A 22,877-nucleotide genomic window follows, 5' to 3' on the forward strand; every position below is an offset into this window, starting at 1 on the left:
TTACCTTTCACGGTGTGGGCACCAGCAGCGACTGCCAGTTTTTGGCACGTGGATGCGCCAGATCGGATTCGGTGTAGCGGTGCCCGTCGGGTCCCACGTAGTCGCCGGTGGCCGGGTCGTAGGTGGCCACCGCCACCGGCGCCGGCGGCGGCACCGGTGCCGGTGCGGTGCCGCGGGGCGGTGGCAGCCGCGGGTCCTGGCCCGGCGGATACTGCGGCACCCCCTGGCCGGTGGTGGTGGCATTGGGGTCGCCCTTCCAGTTGTAGCCGTCGTTGAGTGGCACGTACTCCTCGTCGCTTTCACACATTTCGACGGTCGGGGCCCGCTTCCACGGCTTGGTCTCGCACGGAATGTTGCGCGCGCCACGGACATTGAGTTCGGAATCCTGCGGCAGCCGGCAGTACAGTTCGGCCGCCGGGCGGTCGGGCGCGTCCACGCTGGCCGGCGAACGTCGCTGTGTCGGCGGTAGGAAGCCGGTCGTGCAGGGTGGCGGCAGGTTCATGTTGAGATTGAAGTCCAGATAGAAACCGCGATAGTCCTGCTTGGTGGCGGTGTTGGGGACCAACGACCCGGCCATCACGGCGATGCCCTGCGGCGCCAGCACCAGAATCTGTTCGATGTCATGGCGGTAGACGACGGCGATGTCACCCAGGCTCACCAGGTTGGCGAACAACACCGGTACCGCGGGCGCCACGCGGTCGAGCATCGTCCGGCCTTCTTCCAGCCCGGAACTGCCCTGCCGCAAGAGATCCCGCAGGGCCGCATCCTGGGCCTGGAACTGCGCCGTGATCGCGGCGGTCCGGTGTGCCCACGTCGCGATCGCGTCAGCGGTCTGCACCTGGGAGTTCAGCACCGGCGGCGCCTGGTCGATCAGCGTGGTCAGCGGGCCGACGTTCTGTCCCGCCGCGATCGCCAATGCCGTTGACCCGTCCACAATCCGGGACAGTTCCGGGCCCAGTCCAGCGACCGCGCGATCGGACTCGTTGATCACCGTGCGCAGGTTCTCCCGCGGAATCGCTTGCAGCGCACGGTTGGTCATGTCCAGCAGTCGGCCGATGTCGACAGGTACGTCGACGTGACCCGCGGAGATGACGTCCCCGTTGCCCAGCGACCGGGCGTGGCCTGACTGCGTCCCGGATTCCGGCTGCTGACCCGACAGCGGGGTCAACTCGATGTACTGCTCCCCGATCGCCGAGCGGCTGTGCACGGATGCCTGAACGTCGGCGGGCACCTTGACCCCGGACCGCAAAGCCAGCACGGCGCGTACGCCGGTGGCGGTGACGTTCACCGACTTGACCTGGCCCACATCGGTGCCGCGGTAGGTGACGACCGAGTTCTCGTACAACCCGCCGGACTGCGGCAAGTCGACGCTGACGGTGTACTCCCCGATCCCGAACAACGTCTCGGGCAGCTTCATGTAGTTGAATGCCATTGCGCCACAGGAAACTATGGTCACCACGAACAGCACGGCCAATTGAATCCAGGTTTTGCGGTTCAGGCGCAGCATTCAGTACCCCCCGTCGTGGTACGGGAAGGTCAGCGGGTTGCCCGCGGTGGCCGGGCTGGGCTGCATGCCGATGGTGCGGCCCCACTGCAGTTCGAGCTGGGTGAGGTTGCCTTCCCAGCGGGAGCCGGTGAAGATGCCGGTGTCGATGCGGCTCAACGTCAAGTCGACGATCATCGTGAGATTGGCGTAGTCACCACGGAACCAGTTGCGGACCGTGGAGGTCGGCCACGGGTAGGTCGCCAGCCCGTCCAAACCCTTGGTGAGCGACGGGCCGGCGTCGGCCAGCCTGCGCAGCACCGGGGCGATGTTGCGCAGGTTCTCGACCAGCGACTGCTTGCTCTGGCGGACGGTGTCGGCCGCGATGGCACTGAACTTGCCGAGTTGGTCGATCGCGTCGGCGATGGCGGCGCGCTCCTGGGCCAGGACCGCAAGCGCTTTCGGCACGGTGGTCACAGCCCGGTCGACGACCTGGTCCTTGGCGGCGAACTGGCCCGTCAGCGCGTTGAGATTCTCTGCGGCGGCGATGATGTCGTCGGTTTGCGCATTCGTGCCGGCAATGAACTCGTCGAGTTGGTGCAGCAGGCTTCGCATGTCGTTCTCGCGGCCGGCGAACGCCTTGGCCACCGCCTGGGTGATTTCCTGCAGCTGACCCAGTCCCCCACCGTTGAGCAGCACCGACACCGAGGCCAGGGTCTGCTCGGTGGTGGGATACATGCCGGCATGCGACAGCGGGATGACCGATCCGTTGACCAGCTGGCCGACCGGCGGGGCGTCCTTGGGCGGCGCCAGTTCGATGTGCATCGAACCGAGCAGGCTGGTCTGCCCGAGCTTGGCGGTGGCATTGGCCGGCAGGCGGACGTCCCCATCGATGCGCATGGTGACCAGCGCGTGCCATTCCTGGACCTCGACCTTGGTGACGTTGCCGACGGTGACGTCGTCCACGCGGACCCGGGTGTTCTCCTGGATGTTCACCACGTCGGGCAGCTGCGCCTGGATCGTGTACGAGCCCGGTCCCCCACCGGCGGTGCCAGGCAGCTTCAGCGAGTTCAGCCCATGCCAGTCACAGCCGGTCAGCGACACAAAGCAGGCGGCAGCGAGCCCGACGAGCGCGGTCCGCCTGATCATCCGGGCCCCTGCGGAACCATCAGGCCGGCCAGGCCCAGCGCCGGGTCGGGCAGGGTCGGCCCCGGCCGAGGCGGCGGGGCGGGACCCGGTGGCACGGCCGGCGCCGCGTCCGGAGACGGGACCGCCTCGGGCGGTGGGGGCGCATCGGGCCGCAGCCGGTCCTCGCTGTAGGTGATCTCGTTGGGACGGGCCTGCGGCCCCACGAACGGGTTGAGCCCGGCCGGAATGTAGTTGTAGATGCGGTTCTTGATGATCGGCTCGACGTACTGCAGGCACAGCTTCGACACCCGGTCCAGGCCGCGCCGGGAGGCTGCCTCGATCGAGCTGCAGATCCACTGGGGGATGTCGGCGAAGTTGTTCAATGCGATGATTCCGGTCATTGCGCCCTGCGCGGGTTGGTAGATGTTCACGAAGTTCTGGAACACCGTCGGGGCCACATGCAGTATCTGTTTGATGTCGGCGCGGCTGTCGTTGAGCGCGGTGGTGATGGAACCCAGCCGGTCGAACGTCATACCGATCGATTCGCGGTTCTCGGTGAGAAACCCGCGCAGATCGACCAGCGCCCCGTCCAAACCTCTTACCGCATTGGCGATTTCGTTGGGCGTGTTGGTCAGCACTGTCGTCACGCCGGCCAGATTCTGGTTGAACGACGCCAACAGATCACTGCTGGAGTACAGCGCCGACACCAGCAACTGCAGATTGCGCACCGTGCTGAAGATGTCGTCGGCGTGGTCACCGAGCGCCGAAATCGCCTCGGACAGCTTGATTATGGTGTCGCGCGCGGTGTCGCCCTCGCCGCGCAGGTTGTCCGCCGCGGAGTTGACGAAGGTGCCCAGCGAGTTCACCCCGCCCGGCGCCGCCGGCTGCAACGACTCGGTCAGCTTCTCCAGCTGGCGGCGGAAATCGTCCCATTCCACCGGCACCGCGGTGCGGTTCAGCGGGATCGACGCTCCGGCAGCCAGTTTCGGACCGCCGGAATAGGCCGGCACGAGTTGAATCGCCCGCGAAGTCACCAGCGACGGCGACAAGATCGCGGCGCGGGCGTCGGCCGGGACCGAATATTGCTTCTCGACGGAGAAAGTCACCTTGGAGCTGTTCGGCTGCGGCTCGATCTTGTCCACCACGCCCACCGCGACGCCGAGAATGCGGATCTCGTCCCCGACGAAAAGGCCGTTGGCGTTGGCGAAGTACGCCGAATAGGTGTTCTTGTCGACCTCTTTCCACAGTTGCCGGCCGACCAGGAACGAGGCGACGGTCAAGGTGAGGACCAGGCTGACGGCGGTCACCTGCCGGAGCACCCGGCGATTGACGTTCACGGCGCCCCCGCTGCGGCGGGCGCGGGCTCGGGCTCAGCAGGGGGTCCCGGCGCCGGCCCGGGCGAGGGGGGCTGGGACCACAGAGGCTGCGGCGCGGCTTCGGGTGGTACGGGCGCAGACCCGGTGGGCGGGTCCACCGACTCCGACGGCAGGTGCTGGTTGGGATCGAGATACCGGTCATACATGCGGGAGTCGAGGATCGGCCCGCTCAGCTGGCCGGGGACCAGGTTCGCGACATACGCCTTGAAGAAGGGGCCGGATCCCAGGACCTCGCCGAAAGACATTGCGTACCGCTTGAATTTGGGCAGGGTGCGCTGCAGGTCTTCCTTGCGATTGTCGAGGATCTCCAGTACGCCGTTGAGTTTGTCCAGCGCCGGCTTGAGTTGGGTGCGGTTGTCGTCGACGAGTCCGGAGATCTGGTGCGAGACGGCGGTCAGACTGGTCATCAGGGCGTCGATCGAATCCCGTTCCTGCAGCAGCGCCACCAGCAGCGCGTTGGAATTGGACACCAGGGTGGCGATCTGCTGGCTGCGCCGACCCAGCACGCCGGCGACGTTATTGGCATTGCTCAGCAAGTTGCGCAGCTGGGCGTCACGGTTGTTCAGGGTGTCCGAGAACCGTGCCACCCCCTCCAGGGCCGGCCGCAGATTCGGCGGTGTCTCTTTGAAGGTGTCCGCCAATGTTGTTAGCGCCGTGGATAATTGGGCGGTGTCCAGCCCGCTGATCTGGGTTGTCAGGTCGCCCAGGGCATCGGGTAGGTCGTAGGGCGACGTGGTGCGTTCCAGCGGAATGACGCCCGCCAGCCGGCCCCCGCCCCGCGGTGTCAGCTCCAGCATCTTGGAGCCGAGGATCGTTTCGGTTTTGATCGCCGCTTCGGTCCGGTCCCCGAGTTCGACCTTCTTGCGGACCGTGAACCCGACGCGGACCTTGGTGCCTTCCAGGCGGATATCGGAGACCCTGCCGACACCCACGCCGGACACCCGGACCTGATTGCCCGGCTTGATGCCGCCGGCCTCAGCGAAGTAGGCCGCATAGTTGTCGTAGTCGTTGACGAACGGCAGCTTGTTGTACTGGAACGCGACGATCACCAGGCAGGCCACCAGTACAGTGCCCATCACCCCGAGCTGAAACGGGCTGCGCTTCCTGCCGGGCTTGCCCCCGAATCGGTTGTTGAAGAAACTCATTGCGGCGTGCACCGCCCGGTGGGCTGACCGACCAACTTGATGTAGACCGGGTTGCCGCCCTTGCCGTTCATCTTGAGCAGCACCTCGCAGAAATAGAAGCCGAAATAGTCGCCGTTGAGTCCCTGCCGGGACAACACCTGATACACGTCGGGAAGGCTGTGCAGCAGGCTGTCGACGTACTCCCGGTCGGCAAGCACCTGAGCCGACATGCGGTCCGTCTCGTGCACCACGTCGCGAATCGGTTGGCGCGCCTGGACCAGCAGGTCGGAGATCGAGCCGGCGGCCGCGTTGACGTAGGCGAGTCCGGTGGAGATGTCGGTCTTGCGCTGGGCGAGGCCGTCGACGAATTCCGCGAGTTTGTCCAGGCCGTCGGAGAATTCATGATCGCGCGCGGCGAAAGTGTGCAGCACGGTGTTCAAGTTGGTGATCAGCTGCCCGATCAGCTCACTGCGGCCGGCCAGGGTCGAGGTCAGCGTCGAGGTCTGGGCCAGCACCGAGGCCAGCGTGCCGCCCTGCCCCTGGAAGATGCGCAGCAGTTGGCCGGACAGCGCATTGACCTGGTCGGGGTCCAGGGCGCGGAACAACGGGCGGAAGCCGCCGATCAGGGCGTCGATATCCAGCGCCGGCGACGTCTGCGCCAGCGGTATCGTCGCGCCGGCAGCCAGCCGGCGGGTTGATCCGGCGCCCTCCTCCAGGGCGAGAAACCGGTCGCCGATCAGGTTTTCGTAGCGCACTGCGGCTTTGGTGCCCTCGGTCAGTCGCAAACCACGGTCGACCGCGAAGTCGACCGTCACGGTGCCGTCGCGGTGCAGGGTGATGTCGCCGACCTTGCCGACCTCGGCCCCGGCGATACGCACGAAGTTGCCGGACTTGAGCCCGGATACGTTGCTGAACAACGCCCGATAGTTGGTGCGGTCGTCGAACCGCAACTGGCCGAACACCGTGATCAACGCGAAGGTGAACAGCAGGCACACCACCGTGAACAGCGCGACCCGGGCCGCGATCTTCGCGGTGCCCGGCCTTCCAGCTTGACTCATGGTGGCGGCTGTCCTCCGCGGTAGAAGTAACGCGGCGGCTCCGGGGGGTTCTTGGTGGTCGGAAAGTAGTTCGACCACCAGGGATTTCCGACGGCCAGGTTGGTGCGGATCTCGTTCGGCGCAGCACCCCACCCGGTATCGGTGACCAGCGCCCGCACCGGGTAATTCGCGCTCGGGTCGGGCAGCGACCCACAACTGGGCCGGCCGCCGGGGCCACCGGTCGCGTTGACCTTCGGCAGGTTCTTCGGGTATCGGTACGGATCGTCACCGAAGAGCATCCCGGCGTCCATGATGAATGAATATCCGTTACCCCCGAGGGTTTCCCGGCCGCCGTGCTCGACATACCACTGGGCGCCCTGGAACAGACACGTGTAGGTGGGCGAATACATCTGCAGCAGCGCCATTGTCGGGTCGAGCAGGTTGATCGCCCGGACGATGTTCGCTTCGCTGCGGCCGATGACGCTGATCCCGGTCTGGCTGAAACCTATGGCGGACAACAGCATTGCGTCCAGTGACCGCTGATTGTCGGTGAGGGTGGCGCTGGTGGTCGCCGCCGAGTCGAGTATCGACAGAATATCCTGCGCCGCGGTCGAGTACGCGGCGGTCGTCCTGCCGAACAACTTCCAGTCCCGGTGCATGGTGTCCAGACGCGGATTGACGGCCTGCAAAACATGATTCGAGTCGGTGATGGCCTGCCCGATCCGATCGCCCTTGCCGCGAACCGACTGCGCGAACGCGGACAGGATGGCGTTCAGCTTCGCCGGGTCGATGGCCTGGAGCACCGACTGCAGGTTCTCGAAGACCGTGTTGACTTCCACCGTCACATTGCGGGAGTGCAGCACGGCGCCGGGTTTCAGTTTCGCGGGGCTGGGATGTTCGGGCACGGTCAGCTCGACGTATTTGGACCCGAACGCGGTGGTCGACTTGATTTCGGCCTCGACGTTGCTCGGCAGGAACTTGAATGCGTCCGGCTGCATCTTCAGTTGCAGCCGAGCGGCTTTGCTGTCGGTGCCGATCGAGGCCACCTGGCCGACCTGCACGCCGCGCAACTTGACCTTGGCGCCCGACTCCATCACCAGCCCGGCCCGCTCGGACACCAGGGTCAGCGGCACGAAGGCGTCGAATTTACCGGTGAAGGCGCCCGCGGTCAGGGCGATCAGCAGCGCGACCGCGATGAACAAGGTCGGCGCATACCAGATCGGATCGACCCTGTTCGCCCGGACCCTGTTCGTCCGGAATGCTCCCCTGTCGCTGCTGTCGCGGTGGTTGCCCATGGGTCAGCCCGACAGGTTGAAGTTGCCGTGCTGGCCGTACACGGACAGCGAAATCAACAGGCAGACAAAGGCGGTGACGATCATCGAGGATCGCACCGAGCGGCCGACCGCCTCGCCGACACCCGCCGGGCCACCGGTCGCGGTGAACCCGTAGTAGGTGTGGACCACCATCACTCCGGTGGCCATCGCCAGTGCCGACCCGAACGACCACAGTAGGTCGGTGGGATGCAGGAAGGTGCCGAAGTAGTGCTCGTAGACGCCGCGGGACTGGCCGTAGACGAAGATGGTGAGGAACTTGGCCGCGATGAACGACATCAGCACCGCCACGGCGTAGAGCGGGATCACCACCAGGACACCGGCAATGATGCGGGTGGAGGCCAGATAGGTCACCGCGCGGATGCCCATCACTTCCAGCGCGTCGATCTCCTCGTTGATGCGCATGGCACCCAGTTGGGCGGTCGCGCCGGCACCGATGGTGGCCGCCAGCGCCAACCCGGCCGTGCAGGGCGCGATCATGCGGACGTTCAGGAACGCGGACAGGAAGCCGGTGAGGGCTTCGACGCCGACGTTGGACAGCGTGTCGTAACCCTGCACCGCCACCAGGGCGCCGGTGGTCAGCGTGAGGAAGCCGATGATGCCGACGGTGCCCCCGATCACCGCGAGAGCGCCTGTGCCCATACCCATTTCGGCGATCAACCGCAGCAGCTCGCCGGGATAGCGGCGCACCGCCTCGCCGATGTTGAGCAGCGAGCGACCGTAGAACGCGGTCTGTTCGCCAATCTTGCGCGTGGCCGACACCAGCCTGGGTCCGGTGGCGGCGAATCGTGACGGGCCGCTCAGCGTCGCGTCGCTCACAGCACGGCCAGACTCATTTGGCGGTGACCTTCACGCCGAGCGCGGTGGTCAGGATGTTGATGAAGAACAACGCCATGAACGAGAACACCACTGTCTCGTTGACCGCGCTGCCGACGCCGGCCGGGCCGCCGCCCACCGAAAGTCCTTTGTAGCAGGCGATCAGGCCCGCGGAGATGCCGAACAGAGTTGCCTTGATCAGTGAGATCACCACCTGGGGCAGCCCGGTGAGCAGGGTCATCCCCGCGACGAAGGCGCCCGGCGTGACGTGCTGGACGTAGACGACGAAGACGTAGCTGCCGACCAGGCCGGTGACGGCAACCACCGAATACAACAGCACCGCAACGAAGGTGGCCGCAATGAGACGCGGAACCACCAGTGCCTGAATGGGATTGACGCCGATCACTTTCATCGCGTCGATTTCCTCACGGATGGTGCGCGCACCCAAATCGGCGCACATGGCCGTCGAACCGGCACCCGAGACGACCATCGCGGTGACAACCGGTCCCACCTGCGTCACCGACGCGAGTCCTGCGCCGGCACCGGACAGGTCGCCGGCACCAATCTCGACGAGCAGAATGTTCAACACGAACACGATCAGCACCGTGTACGGGATCGACAACATGATGGTCGGGAAGATCGAAACGCGGGCTACGAACCAGATCTGCTCCAAGATCTCGCGCCAGGCCCACGGCCGTCGCACCAGCACCACGAATGTGTCCGCGCAGAATTGGAAGAACCCGCCCAGCGCGTTCATGGGCTTGGCCATGGTCGTAGCAATAGTCATCGGACCGCTTCAACCCCCGGGGTTGTCGAAGAATACGCACCGCTCATCTCAGATCCTCGTTACGCTTACGCGGCAACGGGATTCGCGGCTGGCCGTATTACCTTGCGCGACAAGGGTTTAGTAATATCCGCAACAGAATTCAGGCCGCGTCGCCTGGTTGCAGATAGAAACACGACGCCAGCTTACGAGCACTGCCGAGCACAACCGAGGTTTGCAATCAGGCGGAAGACAAGTGTGGAAAGCGCCCGTCGCTCAGCCTACGGTGGCGCCGCCCTCGGCGATGCGGCGCACTGCCCGAAGGAAGACGTCGATCTCCTCGAAGGTGTTGTAGAACGCGAACGACGGGCGAACCGTAGCCTCCAGTCCGTACCGGCGCAGAATCGGCTGCGCGCAGTGATGGCCCGCCCGGACCGCGATTCCCTCGGCGTTGAGCGCCTTGCCGACCTCGAGCGGCTCATGACCGGCCAGCACGAACGACAACACGCTGGCCTTCTCGGTCGCGGTGCCCACCAGCCGCACACCCGGAATGTCGGCCAGCCGTGGCGTGGCGTATTCGAGCAGTTCGTGCTCGTAGGCGGCGATCCGCTCGATGCCCACCTTCTCCACGTAGCGCAGCGCTTCGCCGAGCCCGACCGCGTCGGCGATGTTTCCGGTGCCGGCCTCGAACTTGTTGGGCAGGCCCTGATACAGCGACCGCTCCAAGGTGACATCGGCGATCATGTTGCCGCCGCCCTGCCACGGCGGCGTCTCGGCGAGCGCCTCCTCGCTGCCGTAGAGCACGCCGATCCCGGTGGGGCCGTAAATCTTGTGCCCGGAGAACACGAAGAAGTCCACACCCAGCTCGGCGACGTCGATCGGCAGGTGCGGAATCGACTGCGCACCGTCGATCAGCACCCGCGCGCCGTAGCGGTGTCCGAGCTGCACGATCTTCTCGACCGGAGTCACCGTGCCCAACGCATTCGAAACCTGGGTGGCCGCAACCAGTTTGGTCTTCGGCCCGAGCAGATCCTCGAATTCCGACAGCAGCAGATTGCCCGCCTCGTCCACCGGCGCCACTTTCAGCACGGCGCCGGTCTTCTGCGAAATCAGTTGCCAGGGAACGATGTTCGCGTGGTGTTCGAGGTGGGTGATGACGATCTCGTCGCCGGGTTTGAGATGCTTACCGCCCCACGCGTAGGCCACCAGGTTGATGGCTTCGGTGGTGCCGCGCACGAAGATGTTCTGTTCGGACTTGGGTGCGCCGATGAACCGGCGCACCGTGTCGCGGGCCTCTTCGTAGGCGTCGGTGGCCCGGGCGGCCAGTTCGTGCGCCGCACGGTGGATGTTGGAGTTCTCGTGGGCGTAGAAGTACGCCAGCCGGTCGATCACCACCTGCGGCTTCTGCGTGGTGGCGGCGTTGTCGAACCAGATCAGCGGCTTGCCGTTGACGGTCTCGCGCAGAATCGGGAAATCGGCCCGCACCGTGGCGACGTCGAAGACCTCGTGCTCGTCCGGCAACTGCGGGACCGGCTCGGGCCGGGTCAGGAAGTTGTAGCTGGCTTCATCGCCGGGCCCGCCCCGGCCCGGTGCGGCCACAGGCGCGCCGGACCAGCCCAGATCGGTGACCGACGGGGCCTCGGGCAGCCAACCCGGCGCCGAGCCGGGTACCGAACCGCGCGGCGCCACCGGAGCCGCAGGTGCCGCACCGGCCAGCACACCGGGCACGGTCGGGACGATGCCCGACATCGGTACGGCGAATGCCGTCAGGTCGACCACTCCGGGCGGCAGGAACGGATCGGCCACCGCGGCCGCAGTCTCACCGCTCGACGGCGCTGCCGTCGAGTCCGGCACATTGCCGCGCGGCGCCACCGGCACCGTCTGCGGCGGGGCAGCCTCCGGCCCGGGCGAGCTCGGGGCCGGCACGTAGACGTCCGACAAACCGACCAGGGGCACCGGGGCCGGGAACGGATCGGAGGTACCCGCCGCCGTCCGTCCGGCCGACGTCGCGGCCGTCGTGTCCGGCACGTTTCCGCGCGGCGCGACGGGCGTGGTCTGCGGGGGGCTGTCCGGCCCCGGTCGGATGCTGGCCGCGTAGATCTGGCTGGCCAGGGCGGCGAGTTCGCCGGCGCTGACCGGTAAGTCGCTTTCGGCGTCTACCGACCGGTACTCACTTGTACTCATGGAACTGGTCCACGGCGACGTTGTCGAGCACGGCAAGCGCGTCGTCGGTGAGGACAGCCAGCGAGGTGTACAAGGTGACCAGGTAGGTGGCGATCGCCGACTTGTTGATGCCGGTGAAGCGCACCGACAGGCCGGGCGCCTGCTCCCCGACCAGCCCCGGCTGGAACAGACCCACCACGCCTTGGCGCTCCTCGCCGGTGCGGACCAGGATGAACTTCGTCTTACCGTCCTCGACCGGAACCTTGTCCGACGGGATCAACGGGATGCCCCGCCAGGTGATGAACTGCGCGCCGAACAGGCTCACGACTGGCGGCGGCACACCGCGGTAGGTGGCTTCGCGGCCGAACGCGGCAATGCCGAGCGGGTGGGTCAGGAAGAAGCTGGGCGTCTTCCACACCTTGGTGATCAGGGCGTCCAGGTCGTCGGGAGTGGGCGCGCCGACCAGCGTCTGGATGGTCTGCTCCGGGGTGGCCTGGGCCAGCAGCCCGTACTCGGGGCTGTTGACCAGCTCGAACTCCTGGCGTTCCTTGATGGTCTCGATGGTCAGCCGCAGTTGCTGTGCGATCTGGTCGTGCGGGCTGGAATACAGGTCGGAGACCCTGGTGTGGATGTCGAGCAGGGTCGAGATGGTGCGCAGCGTGTACTCGCGCGGACTGGTCTCGTAGTCCACGTAGGTCTCCGGCAGCGGCTCGTCGACACTGGCGCCGGCCTCGGCTTTGATGGCGACCTGGTCCGGGTTCACCACCCGGTTGACCCGGTAGATGCCGGCTTCCACGGGCACCCAACTCAGCAGGTGCAGCAGCCAGCGCGGCGTGATCGTCGACAGCTGCGGGACGGTCTTGGTGGCGTTGGCGAGCTGCCTGGCGGCAAGGTCGCCGAGCGCCTGGGATTCGTTCTGCGCCCCCTGAGATGAAGTGGCCATCGTCGTCCTTTCCGTGCGTATTCCGACTACGCTGAAGCACCGGCCTGGGTTACTGGCAGAGCAATCATGCCCTACCGAATGCGCGACTGCCCGCCGAGGGTAGCCAGACGGTCGCGCCGGGATAAAGCGTTTAACCGCAGCTGAGTCGAACTGGCAGACCTCTCCCAGATTCTTCCCAGCACCGGCCCATTCCTCCGATGCCCTATAGTGGTCCCATGCCACAGCCGGTCCAGCTGCGTCTTGTCCGCACGCGCTGCTTTGCCGTGGCCTGTTGTTGTTGTTCCTGTTGATTCCTGACGCCATCTGACCGTTCAGCAATCGCCGCGCTCCCACCGATCCCGGTGTAGTGATGCGCGCCACCATTTCAGGAAGAGCAACCGTCCCATGACAGTTCTGTCCATACCCACCGCACTGCCACGCGTGGCGACCCGCAGCAGAGTCCGCGTCCGCCCGGCCGTCGAACCGACACGCATGACCCGGTACCGGGGCGGCACCTATTCCCACACCGTGGACAAGGTCGTGTTCACCGACGGCACCTCCGCGCGCACAGACCTGATCAGGCTCAATCCCAACCTGCAGGCTTACTCGCTGGACTTCGCCGGGATCGCCCCGCACCACCCGTCCCCCTACCGGCTGGGATCCTGGTCGGCGCTGCCGCATCTGCACACCCGAGGGTGCGAAGCCGAAGTGGAGTGGATCCTGCGGCACTCGTATCCGATGCGCTCCATCGCGCAGGTGAGCGACCAGCTGCGCCGGGCCGGCTACCCGCTCGGCCGGGCAAACATCAGCGAACACGAAGCCATCGCGGCGACCCAGGCCGCCATCTGGCACTTCACCAACGGCATGGCACTGGACACGCGGCCGCTGAATGCGCCCGTCGCCGTGCACCGCGGCCCCGGATCGGTGCTCACCTTCGAGTTCCACGGAAAGCCACAACTCGGCGGATACGCGCTGTGGACCGCGTCGGAGTCCCCCGTCGCGGTGCGGCTGCAGAAATCCACCGACGGCATCGACTGGCACGACGTGTCCGGTTCCCGGCTGGTCACCAATCCGGGCAAGGGCCAGCACCGGCGCACGCTGGGCGTGGGCAGCACGCTGTCGTCCAACAGCCACGGACGCGGCGCCCGCGGCTACCGCTTCTACCGGCTACTCACCGCCGCACCGGACGGCTCGCCCCACACCGGGCCCGCGATCGACCACGTCGACTTCTGGCTCACCGGCTCCGGGCACTACCGCAACGCCGACCGCGTCGTGCACCTCTACAACTATCTGCTCTCCGGGGCGTACACCGCGCTGCGGACGGCCCCGCAACCGCTGATCGACAGCGCGGCCGTGGCCGACTCCGGGCTGGTGGGCCCGTTCCAGGTGAGCGTCCCGATGACGCTGAGTGCCGGCGGCGACCACCACATCGTCGACGCTTTCGGCGCGCTCCTCGACGGGACGGTCCGGCCGGGCACCGATTTCTATGTGCGTTTCACGCCGGGCAGCCTGGGCACCAAGGGAATAAGGCTGACCGGATCCGCGTCGCACCAGCTGACTGGTCGGGTGTTGACGGGAGTGGCGCTGGCGGACCCGGCGCGGGGGTCGGTTGCCGGGCTCACACCGGTTGCGCTGACCACCCCCGTGCACGCGACAATTGAGTTCGACATCACCTGGCAGACCAACCGGGCCCGCACCGACATCGTTGGAGAATGTGGATGACCATCGCCGAGAACATCACGCAGCTCATCGGGAACACCCCGCTGGTCCGGCTGCGCCGGGTCACCGACGGCGCGGTGGCCGATGTCGTCGCCAAGCTGGAGTCGTTCAACCCGGCGGGCAGCGTGAAGGACCGCATCGGGGTCGCGATGATCGATGCGGCCGAGAAGGCGGGCCTGATCAATCCGGACACCATCATCGTCGAGCCGACCAGCGGCAACACCGGTATCGCGCTGGCGATGGTGGCCGCCGCGCGCGGCTACAAGTTGGTGCTGACCATGCCGGACACCATGAGCATCGAACGGCGGATGCTGCTGCGGGCCTACGGGGCGGAGCTGATCCTGACTCCCGGCTCCGAAGGCATGCCAGGCGCCATCGCCAAGGCCGAAGAGCTGGTCAAATCCGACGACCGCTACTTCATGCCCCAACAGTTCGAGAACCCGGCCAACCCGGCCGTGCACGCCGTTACCACCGCCGAGGAGGTGTGGCGCGACACCGACGGCAAGATCGACTTCTTCGTCGCCGGTGTCGGCACCGGCGGCACCATCACCGGTGTCGCCCAGGTGATCAAGGAACGCAAGCCGACGACGCAGTTCATCGCCGTCGAGCCGGCCGCGTCGCCGGTGCTGTCCGGCGGCCAGAAAGGACCGCACCCCATCCAGGGCATCGGAGCCGGGTTCATCCCGCCCGTGCTGGACCTGGGCCTGGTCGACGAGATCATCACCGTGGAAAACGAGGACGCGCTCACCTTGGCCCGCCGGCTGGCCAAGGAAGAGGGACTCTTGGTAGGCATCTCCTCGGGCGCCGCGGTGGCGGCCGCCCTGGAGGTCGCCCGCCGGCCCGAGAACGCCGGAAAGCTCGTCGTCGTCGTGCTGCCGTCGTTCGGCGAACGCTATCTCAGCACCGTCCTGTTCTCCGATCTGGCGGATTGACCGTGCTCACCGCCATCCGACGCGACATCCGAGCGGCCCGGGAACGCGACCCGGCCGAACCGACCGTGCTCGAAGTCGTCTTCGCCTACCCGGGCGTGCACGCCGTCTGGGGACACCGGATCAGCCACTGGTTGTGGCTGCGCGGCGCGCGGCTGCTGGCGCGGACGCTGGCGGAGCTGACCCGGATCCTGACCGGCGTGGAGATCCACCCCGGCGCCACCCTGGGGCCCGGCCTGTTCATCGACCACGCCACCGGGGTGGTGATCGGGGAGACCGCGGAGATAGGTGAGGACGTCACCATCTTCCACGGCGTCACTCTCGGCGGCACCGGCCGCGACCGCGGCAAAAGGCACCCCACCATCGGCGACCGGGTGGTCATTGGAGCGGGAGCCAAGGTGCTGGGCGCGATCAAGATCGGCGACGACAGCCGGATCGGCGCCAACTCCGTGGTGGTCAAGGAAGTTCCGGCCAGCTCCGTGGTGGTCGGTGTGCCCGGACAGGTCGTGAGCCGTCCGGGACCGGCCAGCGAGGACGAATCCAAGCTGCCCGACCTGGTCGGCGTCAGCCTCAAGTCGCTGCTCACCCGGGTGGCTCGGCTGGAGGGCCGAGGCGACGGTCACCCGCAGGGCCAGCAGAACGGCCAGCCGGCCGAGCGGGTGATCCGACCACCAGAGGCCGGGGTATGGAACGGCGAGGACTTCTCCATCTAGGGGAATAGCGCGCTGAAGAAGGTGTTGGTGTACTGGTGAGTTCTGTTGTGATCGCAGGGATCGCGATCGTCGCGGCGTTGGGCGCGGCGTGTGTTCTCGGCTGTGTGGTGAACAGGCGTTCAGGCGTGTTGCGACCCGCGGCGCAGTCGTCCGCGGCCGAGCAGGACAACTCCGATCTTCCCCTGTCCGACACCGGACCCACGGTGGTGCATTTCAGCGCCGACTGGTGCGGACCGTGCGCGGCGGTACGACGGGTGGTCGACCAGGTGTGTGCCCAGCTGCCCGAAGTCGCACACGTCGAGCTGGACATCGACGACAACCCGGTCGCGGCCAAGCGGTTGTCGGTGCTGTCGCTGCCGACCACCTTCATCTTCGACGCCGAAGGCCGCCAGCAGTACCGCACCTCAGGCGTACCGAAAGCCGTTGACCTGCAGAACGCGCTGCAGCCGCTGCTGGTGTCAGCGGTCGAGTCAGGCGAGTGAGAGGAACAAAGCCGATGTCATCCGATATCAGCCAGGTAGACGTCCGGGGACCGCGATTCGCGGCGTGGATCACCACCACCGTGCTGGTGCTCACCCTGGTGGTCTCGGTGGTCAGCCCCGCTGCGGCCGCGGCGATTCTGGCAGCTCAGGCGGTGGTCTTCGCCGTCAGCGCGGTGCGCGGCCCACGCAACAGCCCGTACGGGTTGCTGTTCGCCAAGCTCGCGGCACCCCGGCTGAGTCCGGTGACCGAACGCGAACCGGTGCCGCCGCTGAAGTTCGCCCAGCTGGTCGGTCTGATCTTCGCCGTCTTCGGAGTGGTGGGATTCGCCGCGGGAATCCCGCTGCTCGGGCCCATCGCGACCGGATTTGCGCTGTTCGCCGCCTTCCTCAACGCGGCGTTCGGCATTTGCCTGGGCTGCCAGATGTACCCGCTGGTGGCGCGCTTCCGCCGGGCACCCGCCGCGTAGCTGTCCTGACCTCCCGGGTTCGAAGCGGTTTCGCCCCGGCGCCGCGTGGGTGCGCGCAGTTCGCGGATCAGATCGAATCGCCGCGAGCCGATCACGCCGAATCCGCCCCTGGCCTGTGCCGATGTCTTAGAGTTGTGCCATGCCACGGTTCTTCAGGCCGCGCTCAGTCGCTCCGCGCCGCGCCCGCGATCGCTATCGCTGATTACCTTATTGCACTTGATGTTTCGCATCGTCACAGCGAGTTCTACGGGACGCGACGGCAGGCGGAGCGATTCGACGGGAGGTCGAAACGGATGACCGATAGTCTGCAGACGCGCCCGAAACACGACCATGGCCCCGCGGAGAACACCCGGGCTCTCGACACGGCGGTCGGCATCCTGGTCGGCCTGCGTCGCTGCGACACCTACGCCTCGTTCCGAGAACTGCTGTCTGCCAGCGAGCGGCATGCGGTTCCGGTTTTCGCACTGGCCGGGGCGCTGGTGAAGCTGGCCAGCCGCGACACCGACAGTCGGCCCGCCAGCACGGCCGCACAGTCGGCCGCGGAACGCGAGTGGGGCGACTACTACCTGCCCTAGACGTGCCGTGTCAGAGCCCCGCCGCGCGGGTGACTCGAGCGAAATGACCGTCGGGATCGCAGGTTTCACGCACGACCGCGACATCGTCGATGACGTCGAAGTCGCTCAGCACGTCTGCCGCCGCAACCTGGATTCCCTTGTCGTGCAATGCTTTCAAAGTCAGCTCTGCGGTATCGGGCCGGGACATGGGCACGCCGCGCAGGCATTCGGCCACCGTCGGGGTCTGCAGTCCCAGCACCCACCAACCCCCGTCGCGGGCCCGGCCCAGCAGCGCCTGCGTGTCGAGCAGCCGACGCGCACAGTCGGCCAGCAGCTCGGCGGTCACCTGGGGGGTGTCCATCCCGATCTGCAACACGGCTTGGCCGCCCGATCCCGCGTCCGCGTGCGCGTTGGCCAGCCGGTCGGCGAAGTCGTCACCGCGCTGCGCAATCACCCGGAACGACGCCAGCCGGCGGCGCAGCGCGGCGCCCTCGGCCGCGCCGTCCAGATCGCCGGTGAGCGCCACCACCCGCGACGACACCGGCGCGCCGGCCACCGCATCGAGAGTGTCCAACAGCGCCGCGGCCGCGATCTGCGCGGCGACCTGTTCGCCGACCGTCGCGGCCAGCCGGGTCTTGGCGCGACCGGGCTCGGGGGCCTTGGCGACCACCAGCAACGTCACCGGCAACTCGGTCACGAGATGACCTTCCAGAAATCCAGCACCGCGGTGATGCTGCCGCGCAGCGAGCCGCTGACCTTCGATTTGCCGCCGGTCCGGGGACCGTAGCTGACGTCGAACTCGACCACCCGCCAGCCGGCGGCGGCCGCTCGCACCAGCAGTTCCAGCGGGTAACCCGACCGCCGGTCGACGACACCGAGATCCAGCAGCGCTTGGCGCCGGGCCACCCGCATCGGGGCGATGTCGTGGACCGGCAAGCCGTGCCGAGTGCGCAACCGCCAGCTCATCACCACGGTGCCCACCCGGGCCACCCACGGCCAGTGCAGCCCCGGCACCGGGCGCCGCCGGCCGATCGCCAGGTCGGCTCCCCCGCTCAGCGCGTCGACCAAGCGGGGCAGGTCACCGGCATCCATCGAACCGTCGGCGTCGATGACGGCCACGATCGGGGTGCTCGCGGCGACCACACCGGCGTGCACCGCCGAGCCGTAGCCGGGCCGCGGCTCGTGCACGACGGCCGCGCCGTGCCGGGCGGCGACCCCGGCGGTGTCGTCGGTGCTGCCGTTGTCCACCACAAGCGCGCGGTAGCCGGCGGGGATGGCCGCCAGCACCGCCGGCAGCGACTCCTGCTCGTTGCGGCAGGGCAGCACTACGGTCACGTCGTCGGCCATCTGTCCTTCCTATCGCAGCTATCGCAGCGGCGCGAAAGCGAATTCGCGCAGGCCCACGCGCGGGTCGACGACCGCCCGGAAACCCAGCACCTCGGCGGCGCGGGCCGGGTCGGCGACGATGTGCCGCACGTCGCCACTGCGGTACTGCCCGGTCACTTCTGGAGTCAGTGTCGCCTCGCGCGCGTCGCACAGCGCGGTGGCCACCTCGAGGATCGAGATGGGCCGTCCTGAGCAGACGTTGACGGCGGTGAAGCCGTCGCGTTCCACGGTGGCCGCGACGTTCGCCGCCGCCACGTCGTCCACGTGCACGAAGTCGCGCATCTGCCCACCGTCCTCGAAAACCTTTGGCGGCAAACCTTTTTCGAGCGAAGAACGAAAGATCGCGGCGACCCCGGAATAGGGCGTGTCCCGCGGCATGCCGGGGCCGTACACATTGTGATAGCGCAGTGCGACCACCGAACCACCGGTGGCCTCCGACCAGGCCAGCGCGTAATGCTCCTGCGCGGTCTTGCTGGCCGCGTAGAGGCTGCGCGGGCGCAGCGGCGTGTCCTCGTCGACGAGACGCCACTGCAACTCCTCGCCGCCGACCGGGCAACGATGCTCGAAGGCCCCGGCGTCCAGGTCGGCGCGCCGCCGTGGCAGCGGATCGACCGATCCGTGTACCGGGCAGGTGTAGCTGCCCTGTCCGTACACGACCATCGACGACGCCAGCACCAAACGGTGCACTCCGGCCTCGAACATCTGCGCGAGCAGCACGGTGGTGGCCAGATCGTTGTGCCCGCCGTAGGCCGGCGCGTCGGCGGCGTTTACCCCGGCGCCCACCATCGCAGCCTGATGGCACACCAGGTCGACCCCGGCCAGCAGCGGGGCCAGGGCCGCGCCGTCCCGGACGTCCACGCGATGGCATCCGGGCGGCAGTTGCGCGTCGGGTCCGTGGGCCGCCGGCAACAGCAGGTCGACGCCCACCACCTCGTGTCCGGCGCCGCGCAGCGCGGCCCAGACCCGCGAACCGATGAATCCGGCCGCTCCGGTCAGCAGCACCCTCACGACAAATCACCCGGCGGCTCTGTGCACAACTTCATGTTCCTTTCGACTTGCCCTTAACACCGTAATGCCACCACGAAAGCGGTTGCCGCATGCCGAGATTCGATATCGTCGCCTCAACCTGTGGGCAACAGCTCGGCGCCGATGAGCTGTAACGTACCGCCCCCGTCGGGACGACTGCCGGTGACCACCACGTTGCCCGAATGCGGTTCCACCGCAACCGAATTCGGCTGTTGCACGGTGGCCAGGTCGCCTTGTACGCGGGGCTTGCCGGGGTCCGACAGGTCGATCACCCGAACCAGGTTGGTCGCGGTCAACGTGACATACAGGCGACCACGCCCCCCGTCGTACGCCAGACCGTAGGGCTTGCCCGGCGCGTCGACCCTGGCGACCTGGGAAAGCTGCGGATCGACCCGCTCGATCAGCACCGCGCCGCCATCGGTGTCGGCGAAGGCCGCCAGGTCACCGGCCAGCGCAACCGCGTGAGTGAGCTTGACCCCGACGGGTCCCTGCGCCACCTGCCGGCCGGCCGACCCGTCGTACACCCAGACCCCGTTGCCCTGCACATCGGCCACCGCGGCGTAGTCGCCGATCGCCGCGACACCGCCCGGTTGTACCGGTCCGGCCGGTAGCGAGGCGGCCACCGCGCCGCCCCGCACCAGTACCACCCCGCCGCCGTGTTCGTTGGTGACGACGATCGTGCCGCCGGCCGTGCGCGCCGCGTCATGCGGTTGCCGGCCGACTCCCGTCACGACGGAGAGCACCCGGCCGTCGGCAAGGCCCACCTCCCATAATTCGTTGGCCGCCTCCAGCGGGACCAGCACGGGCCCATCCGGTCCGGCCAGGCTCAGGTGCCGGGCCGCCCCCCGGGTCGGGACCATTTGACGCCGCACGCCCGTCGCGGCGTCGAACAGCTCGACCCCATCCGGGTTGCGCACCGCCACGGCGCCGATTCCCGAGGCTCCGATGACGACGCCTTCGGGGACATCGCCGACCGGGACCACCGTGCCCACCGGTGGCACCACCGGAACCCCGGCGATCGCGGGCTCGGCCGCGGGCTTTCCGGTGAGCGTCGGGCCGGTCGGCGTCGGGCCATGCGCCCCGGGGCGGCCCGCGCACCCGGCAACCAGGGCCAGCGTCACCAGCACGACCGCCCCGAGCCGCGTCATCGGCGCCGCCGGTGTCTCTGAGGTAGTCCATGGACGCATCACGGCACACCGGGTACCCGCGCCGGACGCAAACTACCAAATCTTGCATCTAGCAGCGCGTATACGACTACGCCGACCGCGCCGAGGAAACCGGAAGTTTTGAAATCAGCGTGAGGGCAATCCAACGCGCTACCCGCACCGAATAGCGGGTAGGGCACCGCGGGTGTCCCGGGGCCGGTGAGGGAGGGGTTGAACATCGTTCCGAGCAGAGTCTCTTCCGTAGCCGATGACGATCTGCGCTCAGGTCCTGCAGTCGATCAAGCAGTCCCCCCCTGGCGCGCTTCCACGGTGCGCGACAGCTGCGATTCGGCGATGTCGAGGTCGGCGGATCTGATCTATCGCTCGGCTGCCGCGGGCAAGTCCTGTTGGTCGCGCAACCACCACGGTGACCGTCGTGATCTACCGATCGCCCGATGGATGGGCGGTCCGCAGAGCACGCCGCAGGATCGGTCCGCCGACGAGCACGTCCTGGCGCTCTGCTCATCCCGGCCCACCCTGGATGTGGGGTGCGGTCCGGGACGCTTCGCCGCGGCGCTGCAGCAACGCGGACTGCCCGCACTGGGCATCGACAGCTCTTCGGCAGCGGTGGAGATGACTCGCCGCCGGGGCGCGGCAGCCATCCGCCGCGACCTGTTCGCGCCGTTACCCGCGGAGGGCAGCTGGGATCAGGTGCTGCTCACCGACGGCAACATCGGCATCGGCGGCGACCCGGTCCACACGTTGCGGCGGGCCGCGGAACTGCTCGCGCCCGGCGGGACGGTGATCGCCGAGATCGATTGTCCCGCAACGTCATTGTGTCACGAGATGATCCGGTGGGAGACCGATCACCACTTCGGGCACTGGTTTCCGTGGTCGCGGGTGGGCCTCGGCGCGCTGGCTGGTGTGGCGCTGGCGGCCGGACTGCTGGTTACCCAGGCCGTCGACATTCACAACCGGGTGATCGCCGTGCTGAAGGCCGACACCGGGCGGCCTCGCGGCATCCGAGACGGCGCACTCGCCTGAACGTCCCGCGGCGCGACACCGAACGCCCGAGGGGAGCGCCGCGATGGCGAAGCCCGTTGCGCGGGCCTTGGCTGACGTCGGTACTGGGCTTGGCGCTGCTGGTCGCGCTGCCAGTGGTGATCCTGACCGGGCTGTTGTCCTACCTCGCGTACGGGCCGAGCCTCGGTCAGGCCATCCCGGCCGAGGTGGGCTGGCTCAAGCTGCCCACCTTCGACTGGCCGACCCGACCCTCGTGGCTGTACCGGCTCACCCAGGGCATGCACGTCGGGCTGGGGCTCGTACTGATTCCGGTGGTGTTGGCCAAACTCTGGTCGGTGATTCCGCGGCTGTTCGTCTGGCCGCCGGCGCGCTCACCCGCGCAACTGCTGGAGCGGCTGTCGCTGGTGATGCTGGTGGGCGGGATCCTGTTCGAGATCGCCACCGGCGTGCTCAACATCCAGTACGACTACATTTTCGGCTTCGACTTCTACACCGCGCACTACTTCGGGGCGTGGATCTTCATCGCGGGCTTCGCCCTGCACGTGCTGCTGAAGTTTCCAAAGATGTTGAGCAGCTTGCGTTCTCGATCATTCAGCGCCGTGCTGCGCACCTCGCGTGCCGACACCCGGCCCGAGCCTTCAGACCCCGACGGGCTAGTCGCCGCCAACCCCGCACCGCCCACGGTGAGTCGCCGCGGTGCGCTCGGAATGGTCGCGGGAGGAGCGCTGTTCGTCGGGGTGCTGACCGCCGGCCAGACAGTGGGGGGCGCCACCCGCCGAGCGGCCCTACTGATGCCGCGGGGCCGCAGCCGGGGCGACGGCCCCAACGACTTCCAGGTCAACCGGACCGCCGCGGCTGCCGCGGTCACACTGGGTGACGCGGGTCCGGCCTGGCGGCTGACGCTGATCGGACCGTCCGGGCGGACACAGCTGGAGCGAGCCGCGCTCGAGTCGATGCCGCAACACACCGCCGAACTGCCCATCGCGTGCGTCGAAGGGTGGTCGACCACCCAGACCTGGAGCGGGGTACGGCTCGCGGATCTGGCGGCGCTGGCCGGCATGCCCGGATCCGCCCGGGCCACCGTGCGCTCGCTGGAACGGGCCGGCGCTTTCAACCGCGCCGTGCTGGCGGCCAACCAGGTGGGCGATCCCGACTCGCTGCTGGCACTGCGGGTCAACGGTGCCGACCTGTCGCTGGATCACGGCTACCCCGCGCGCATCATCGTCCCCGCGTTGCCGGGGGTGCACAACACCAAATGGGTGCGCTCCATCGAGTTCGGAACACCCTGAG

22 protein-coding genes are annotated in these 22,877 nt (G+C 67.8%); 8 read left to right on the forward strand and 14 right to left on the reverse strand.

Annotated elements, in window-relative coordinates:
* Positions 1 to 7: 7 nt before the first annotated feature.
* From MKCMC460_RS19130 to MKCMC460_RS19175, 10 genes are all read right to left on the reverse strand, one after another.
* Positions 8 to 1,507 (reverse strand): MCE family protein, encoded by a 1,500-nt coding sequence (locus MKCMC460_RS19130; RefSeq protein ID WP_236982265.1) that lies wholly within the window; start codon positions 1,505 to 1,507, stop codon positions 8 to 10.
* Positions 1,508 to 2,632, reverse strand: a complete 1,125-nt coding sequence (locus MKCMC460_RS19135; protein WP_238304700.1) for an MCE family protein — start codon at positions 2,630 to 2,632, stop codon at positions 1,508 to 1,510.
* Positions 2,629 to 3,948, reverse strand: a complete 1,320-nt coding sequence (locus tag MKCMC460_RS19140; RefSeq protein ID WP_236982263.1) for an MCE family protein — start codon at positions 3,946 to 3,948, stop codon at positions 2,629 to 2,631. Before MKCMC460_RS19140 ends, MKCMC460_RS19135 begins: the two co-directional genes overlap by 4 nt.
* Complete coding sequence (locus MKCMC460_RS19145) at positions 3,945 to 5,132, reverse strand: virulence factor Mce family protein (RefSeq protein ID WP_238304701.1); 1,188 nt, start codon at positions 5,130 to 5,132, stop codon at positions 3,945 to 3,947. Before MKCMC460_RS19145 ends, MKCMC460_RS19140 begins: the two co-directional genes overlap by 4 nt.
* Positions 5,129 to 6,169, reverse strand: a complete 1,041-nt coding sequence (locus MKCMC460_RS19150; RefSeq protein WP_238304702.1) for an MCE family protein — start codon at positions 6,167 to 6,169, stop codon at positions 5,129 to 5,131. Before MKCMC460_RS19150 ends, MKCMC460_RS19145 begins: the two co-directional genes overlap by 4 nt.
* Positions 6,166 to 7,443: an MCE family protein gene (locus tag MKCMC460_RS19155; RefSeq protein WP_236982259.1), complete on the reverse strand. Its 1,278-nt coding sequence runs from the start codon at positions 7,441 to 7,443 to the stop codon at positions 6,166 to 6,168. The genes MKCMC460_RS19150 and MKCMC460_RS19155 overlap by 4 nt, the downstream gene beginning before the upstream one ends.
* A 3-nt stretch (positions 7,444 to 7,446) precedes the next feature.
* Positions 7,447 to 8,298: an ABC transporter permease gene (locus MKCMC460_RS19160; protein ID WP_370652895.1), complete on the reverse strand. Its 852-nt coding sequence runs from the start codon at positions 8,296 to 8,298 to the stop codon at positions 7,447 to 7,449.
* A gap of 13 nt (positions 8,299 to 8,311) precedes the next feature.
* Entirely contained in the window at positions 8,312 to 9,082 is a 771-nt protein-coding gene (locus MKCMC460_RS19165) for an ABC transporter permease (protein ID WP_236982257.1), read from the reverse strand.
* A gap of 252 nt (positions 9,083 to 9,334) precedes the next feature.
* The gene (locus MKCMC460_RS19170; RefSeq protein ID WP_236982255.1) at positions 9,335 to 11,242 is read right to left on the reverse strand and encodes a family 2A encapsulin nanocompartment cargo protein cysteine desulfurase; all 1,908 of its coding nucleotides are present in this window, start codon (positions 11,240 to 11,242) and stop codon (positions 9,335 to 9,337) included.
* Positions 11,229 to 12,164, reverse strand: a complete 936-nt coding sequence (locus MKCMC460_RS19175) for a family 2A encapsulin nanocompartment shell protein (RefSeq protein ID WP_236982253.1) — start codon at positions 12,162 to 12,164, stop codon at positions 11,229 to 11,231. The genes MKCMC460_RS19170 and MKCMC460_RS19175 overlap by 14 nt, the downstream gene beginning before the upstream one ends.
* 384 nt (positions 12,165 to 12,548) lie before the next feature.
* Between MKCMC460_RS19175 and MKCMC460_RS19180 the strand changes: the two genes are divergently transcribed.
* From MKCMC460_RS19180 to MKCMC460_RS19205, 6 genes are all read left to right on the forward strand, one after another.
* Positions 12,549 to 13,865 carry a thioester domain-containing protein gene (locus MKCMC460_RS19180; RefSeq protein WP_236982251.1) on the forward strand — a complete coding sequence of 439 codons (1,317 nt, stop codon included), beginning with the start codon at positions 12,549 to 12,551 and terminating at the stop codon, positions 13,863 to 13,865.
* Positions 13,862 to 14,794 carry a cysteine synthase A gene (gene cysK / locus MKCMC460_RS19185; protein WP_236982249.1) on the forward strand — a complete coding sequence of 311 codons (933 nt, stop codon included), beginning with the start codon at positions 13,862 to 13,864 and terminating at the stop codon, positions 14,792 to 14,794. Before MKCMC460_RS19180 ends, cysK begins: the two co-directional genes overlap by 4 nt.
* A gap of 2 nt (positions 14,795 to 14,796) precedes the next feature.
* Entirely contained in the window at positions 14,797 to 15,504 is a 708-nt protein-coding gene (gene cysE, locus MKCMC460_RS19190) for a serine O-acetyltransferase (RefSeq protein WP_238304703.1), read from the forward strand.
* Between the two features lie 35 nt (positions 15,505 to 15,539).
* The gene (locus tag MKCMC460_RS19195) at positions 15,540 to 15,986 is read left to right on the forward strand and encodes a thioredoxin family protein (protein WP_236982245.1); all 447 of its coding nucleotides are present in this window, start codon (positions 15,540 to 15,542) and stop codon (positions 15,984 to 15,986) included.
* Positions 15,987 to 16,000: 14 nt separating this feature from the next.
* Positions 16,001 to 16,453, forward strand: a complete 453-nt coding sequence (locus MKCMC460_RS19200; RefSeq protein ID WP_236982243.1) for a DUF4395 domain-containing protein — start codon at positions 16,001 to 16,003, stop codon at positions 16,451 to 16,453.
* Positions 16,454 to 16,746: 293 nt separating this feature from the next.
* Positions 16,747 to 17,028: a transcription antitermination regulator gene (locus tag MKCMC460_RS19205; protein ID WP_236982241.1), complete on the forward strand. Its 282-nt coding sequence runs from the start codon at positions 16,747 to 16,749 to the stop codon at positions 17,026 to 17,028.
* 10 nt (positions 17,029 to 17,038) lie between these two features.
* Here MKCMC460_RS19205 and MKCMC460_RS19210 read toward each other — a convergent pair whose 3' ends face one another.
* The 4 genes from MKCMC460_RS19210 to MKCMC460_RS19225 all read right to left on the reverse strand — a co-directional run bounded on the left by MKCMC460_RS19210 (position 17,039) and on the right by MKCMC460_RS19225 (position 20,606).
* Entirely contained in the window at positions 17,039 to 17,704 is a 666-nt protein-coding gene (locus MKCMC460_RS19210) for a DUF2064 domain-containing protein (protein WP_238304704.1), read from the reverse strand.
* Positions 17,701 to 18,354 (reverse strand): glycosyltransferase family 2 protein, encoded by a 654-nt coding sequence (locus MKCMC460_RS19215; protein WP_236982239.1) that lies wholly within the window; start codon positions 18,352 to 18,354, stop codon positions 17,701 to 17,703. The genes MKCMC460_RS19210 and MKCMC460_RS19215 overlap by 4 nt, the downstream gene beginning before the upstream one ends.
* 18 nt (positions 18,355 to 18,372) lie before the next feature.
* Positions 18,373 to 19,401: an NAD(P)-dependent oxidoreductase gene (locus tag MKCMC460_RS19220; protein WP_236982237.1), complete on the reverse strand. Its 1,029-nt coding sequence runs from the start codon at positions 19,399 to 19,401 to the stop codon at positions 18,373 to 18,375.
* 113 nt (positions 19,402 to 19,514) lie between these two features.
* On the reverse strand, positions 19,515 to 20,606 hold the full coding sequence (locus tag MKCMC460_RS19225; protein WP_238304705.1) for a YncE family protein: 1,092 nt from the start codon (positions 20,604 to 20,606) through the stop codon (positions 19,515 to 19,517).
* 312 nt (positions 20,607 to 20,918) lie between these two features.
* Here MKCMC460_RS19225 and MKCMC460_RS19230 point away from each other — a divergent pair, with 312 nt between their 5' ends.
* Both MKCMC460_RS19230 and MKCMC460_RS19235 read left to right on the forward strand, forming a co-directional pair.
* Complete coding sequence (locus MKCMC460_RS19230; protein ID WP_236982233.1) at positions 20,919 to 21,608, forward strand: bifunctional 2-polyprenyl-6-hydroxyphenol methylase/3-demethylubiquinol 3-O-methyltransferase UbiG; 690 nt, start codon at positions 20,919 to 20,921, stop codon at positions 21,606 to 21,608.
* Entirely contained in the window at positions 21,605 to 22,876 is a 1,272-nt protein-coding gene (locus tag MKCMC460_RS19235; protein ID WP_236983985.1) for a molybdopterin-dependent oxidoreductase, read from the forward strand. Before MKCMC460_RS19230 ends, MKCMC460_RS19235 begins: the two co-directional genes overlap by 4 nt.
* Position 22,877: the final 1 nt, after the last annotated feature.

The organism is Mycobacterium sp. 20KCMC460, from assembly GCF_022179425.1.
GTDB lineage: Bacteria > Actinomycetota > Actinomycetes > Mycobacteriales > Mycobacteriaceae > Mycobacterium > Mycobacterium kiyosense.

What these genes read in the sequence shown, in the direction of transcription:
- MKCMC460_RS19165 (WP_236982257.1), bottom strand. Translation starts at nt 9,082, where the DNA reads ATGACTATTGCTACGACCATGGCCAAGCCCATGAACGCGCTGGGCGGG.
- cysK (WP_236982249.1), top strand. Translation starts at nt 13,862, where the DNA reads ATGACCATCGCCGAGAACATCACGCAGCTCATCGGGAACACCCCGCTG.
- MKCMC460_RS19205 (WP_236982241.1), top strand. Translation starts at nt 16,747, where the DNA reads ATGACCGATAGTCTGCAGACGCGCCCGAAACACGACCATGGCCCCGCG.
- MKCMC460_RS19230 (WP_236982233.1), top strand. Translation starts at nt 20,919, where the DNA reads ATGTCGAGGTCGGCGGATCTGATCTATCGCTCGGCTGCCGCGGGCAAG.
- MKCMC460_RS19180 (WP_236982251.1), top strand. Translation starts at nt 12,549, where the DNA reads ATGACAGTTCTGTCCATACCCACCGCACTGCCACGCGTGGCGACCCGC.
- MKCMC460_RS19145 (WP_238304701.1), bottom strand. Translation starts at nt 5,132, where the DNA reads ATGAGTTTCTTCAACAACCGATTCGGGGGCAAGCCCGGCAGGAAGCGC.
- MKCMC460_RS19170 (WP_236982255.1), bottom strand. Translation starts at nt 11,242, where the DNA reads ATGAGTACAAGTGAGTACCGGTCGGTAGACGCCGAAAGCGACTTACCG.
- MKCMC460_RS19175 (WP_236982253.1), bottom strand. Translation starts at nt 12,164, where the DNA reads ATGGCCACTTCATCTCAGGGGGCGCAGAACGAATCCCAGGCGCTCGGC.
- MKCMC460_RS19135 (WP_238304700.1), bottom strand. Translation starts at nt 2,632, where the DNA reads ATGATCAGGCGGACCGCGCTCGTCGGGCTCGCTGCCGCCTGCTTTGTG.
- MKCMC460_RS19225 (WP_238304705.1), bottom strand. Translation starts at nt 20,606, where the DNA reads ATGCGTCCATGGACTACCTCAGAGACACCGGCGGCGCCGATGACGCGG.
- MKCMC460_RS19200 (WP_236982243.1), top strand. Translation starts at nt 16,001, where the DNA reads ATGTCATCCGATATCAGCCAGGTAGACGTCCGGGGACCGCGATTCGCG.
- MKCMC460_RS19155 (WP_236982259.1), bottom strand. Translation starts at nt 7,443, where the DNA reads ATGGGCAACCACCGCGACAGCAGCGACAGGGGAGCATTCCGGACGAAC.
- MKCMC460_RS19130 (WP_236982265.1), bottom strand. Translation starts at nt 1,507, where the DNA reads ATGCTGCGCCTGAACCGCAAAACCTGGATTCAATTGGCCGTGCTGTTC.
- MKCMC460_RS19215 (WP_236982239.1), bottom strand. Translation starts at nt 18,354, where the DNA reads ATGGCCGACGACGTGACCGTAGTGCTGCCCTGCCGCAACGAGCAGGAG.
- MKCMC460_RS19150 (WP_238304702.1), bottom strand. Translation starts at nt 6,169, where the DNA reads ATGAGTCAAGCTGGAAGGCCGGGCACCGCGAAGATCGCGGCCCGGGTC.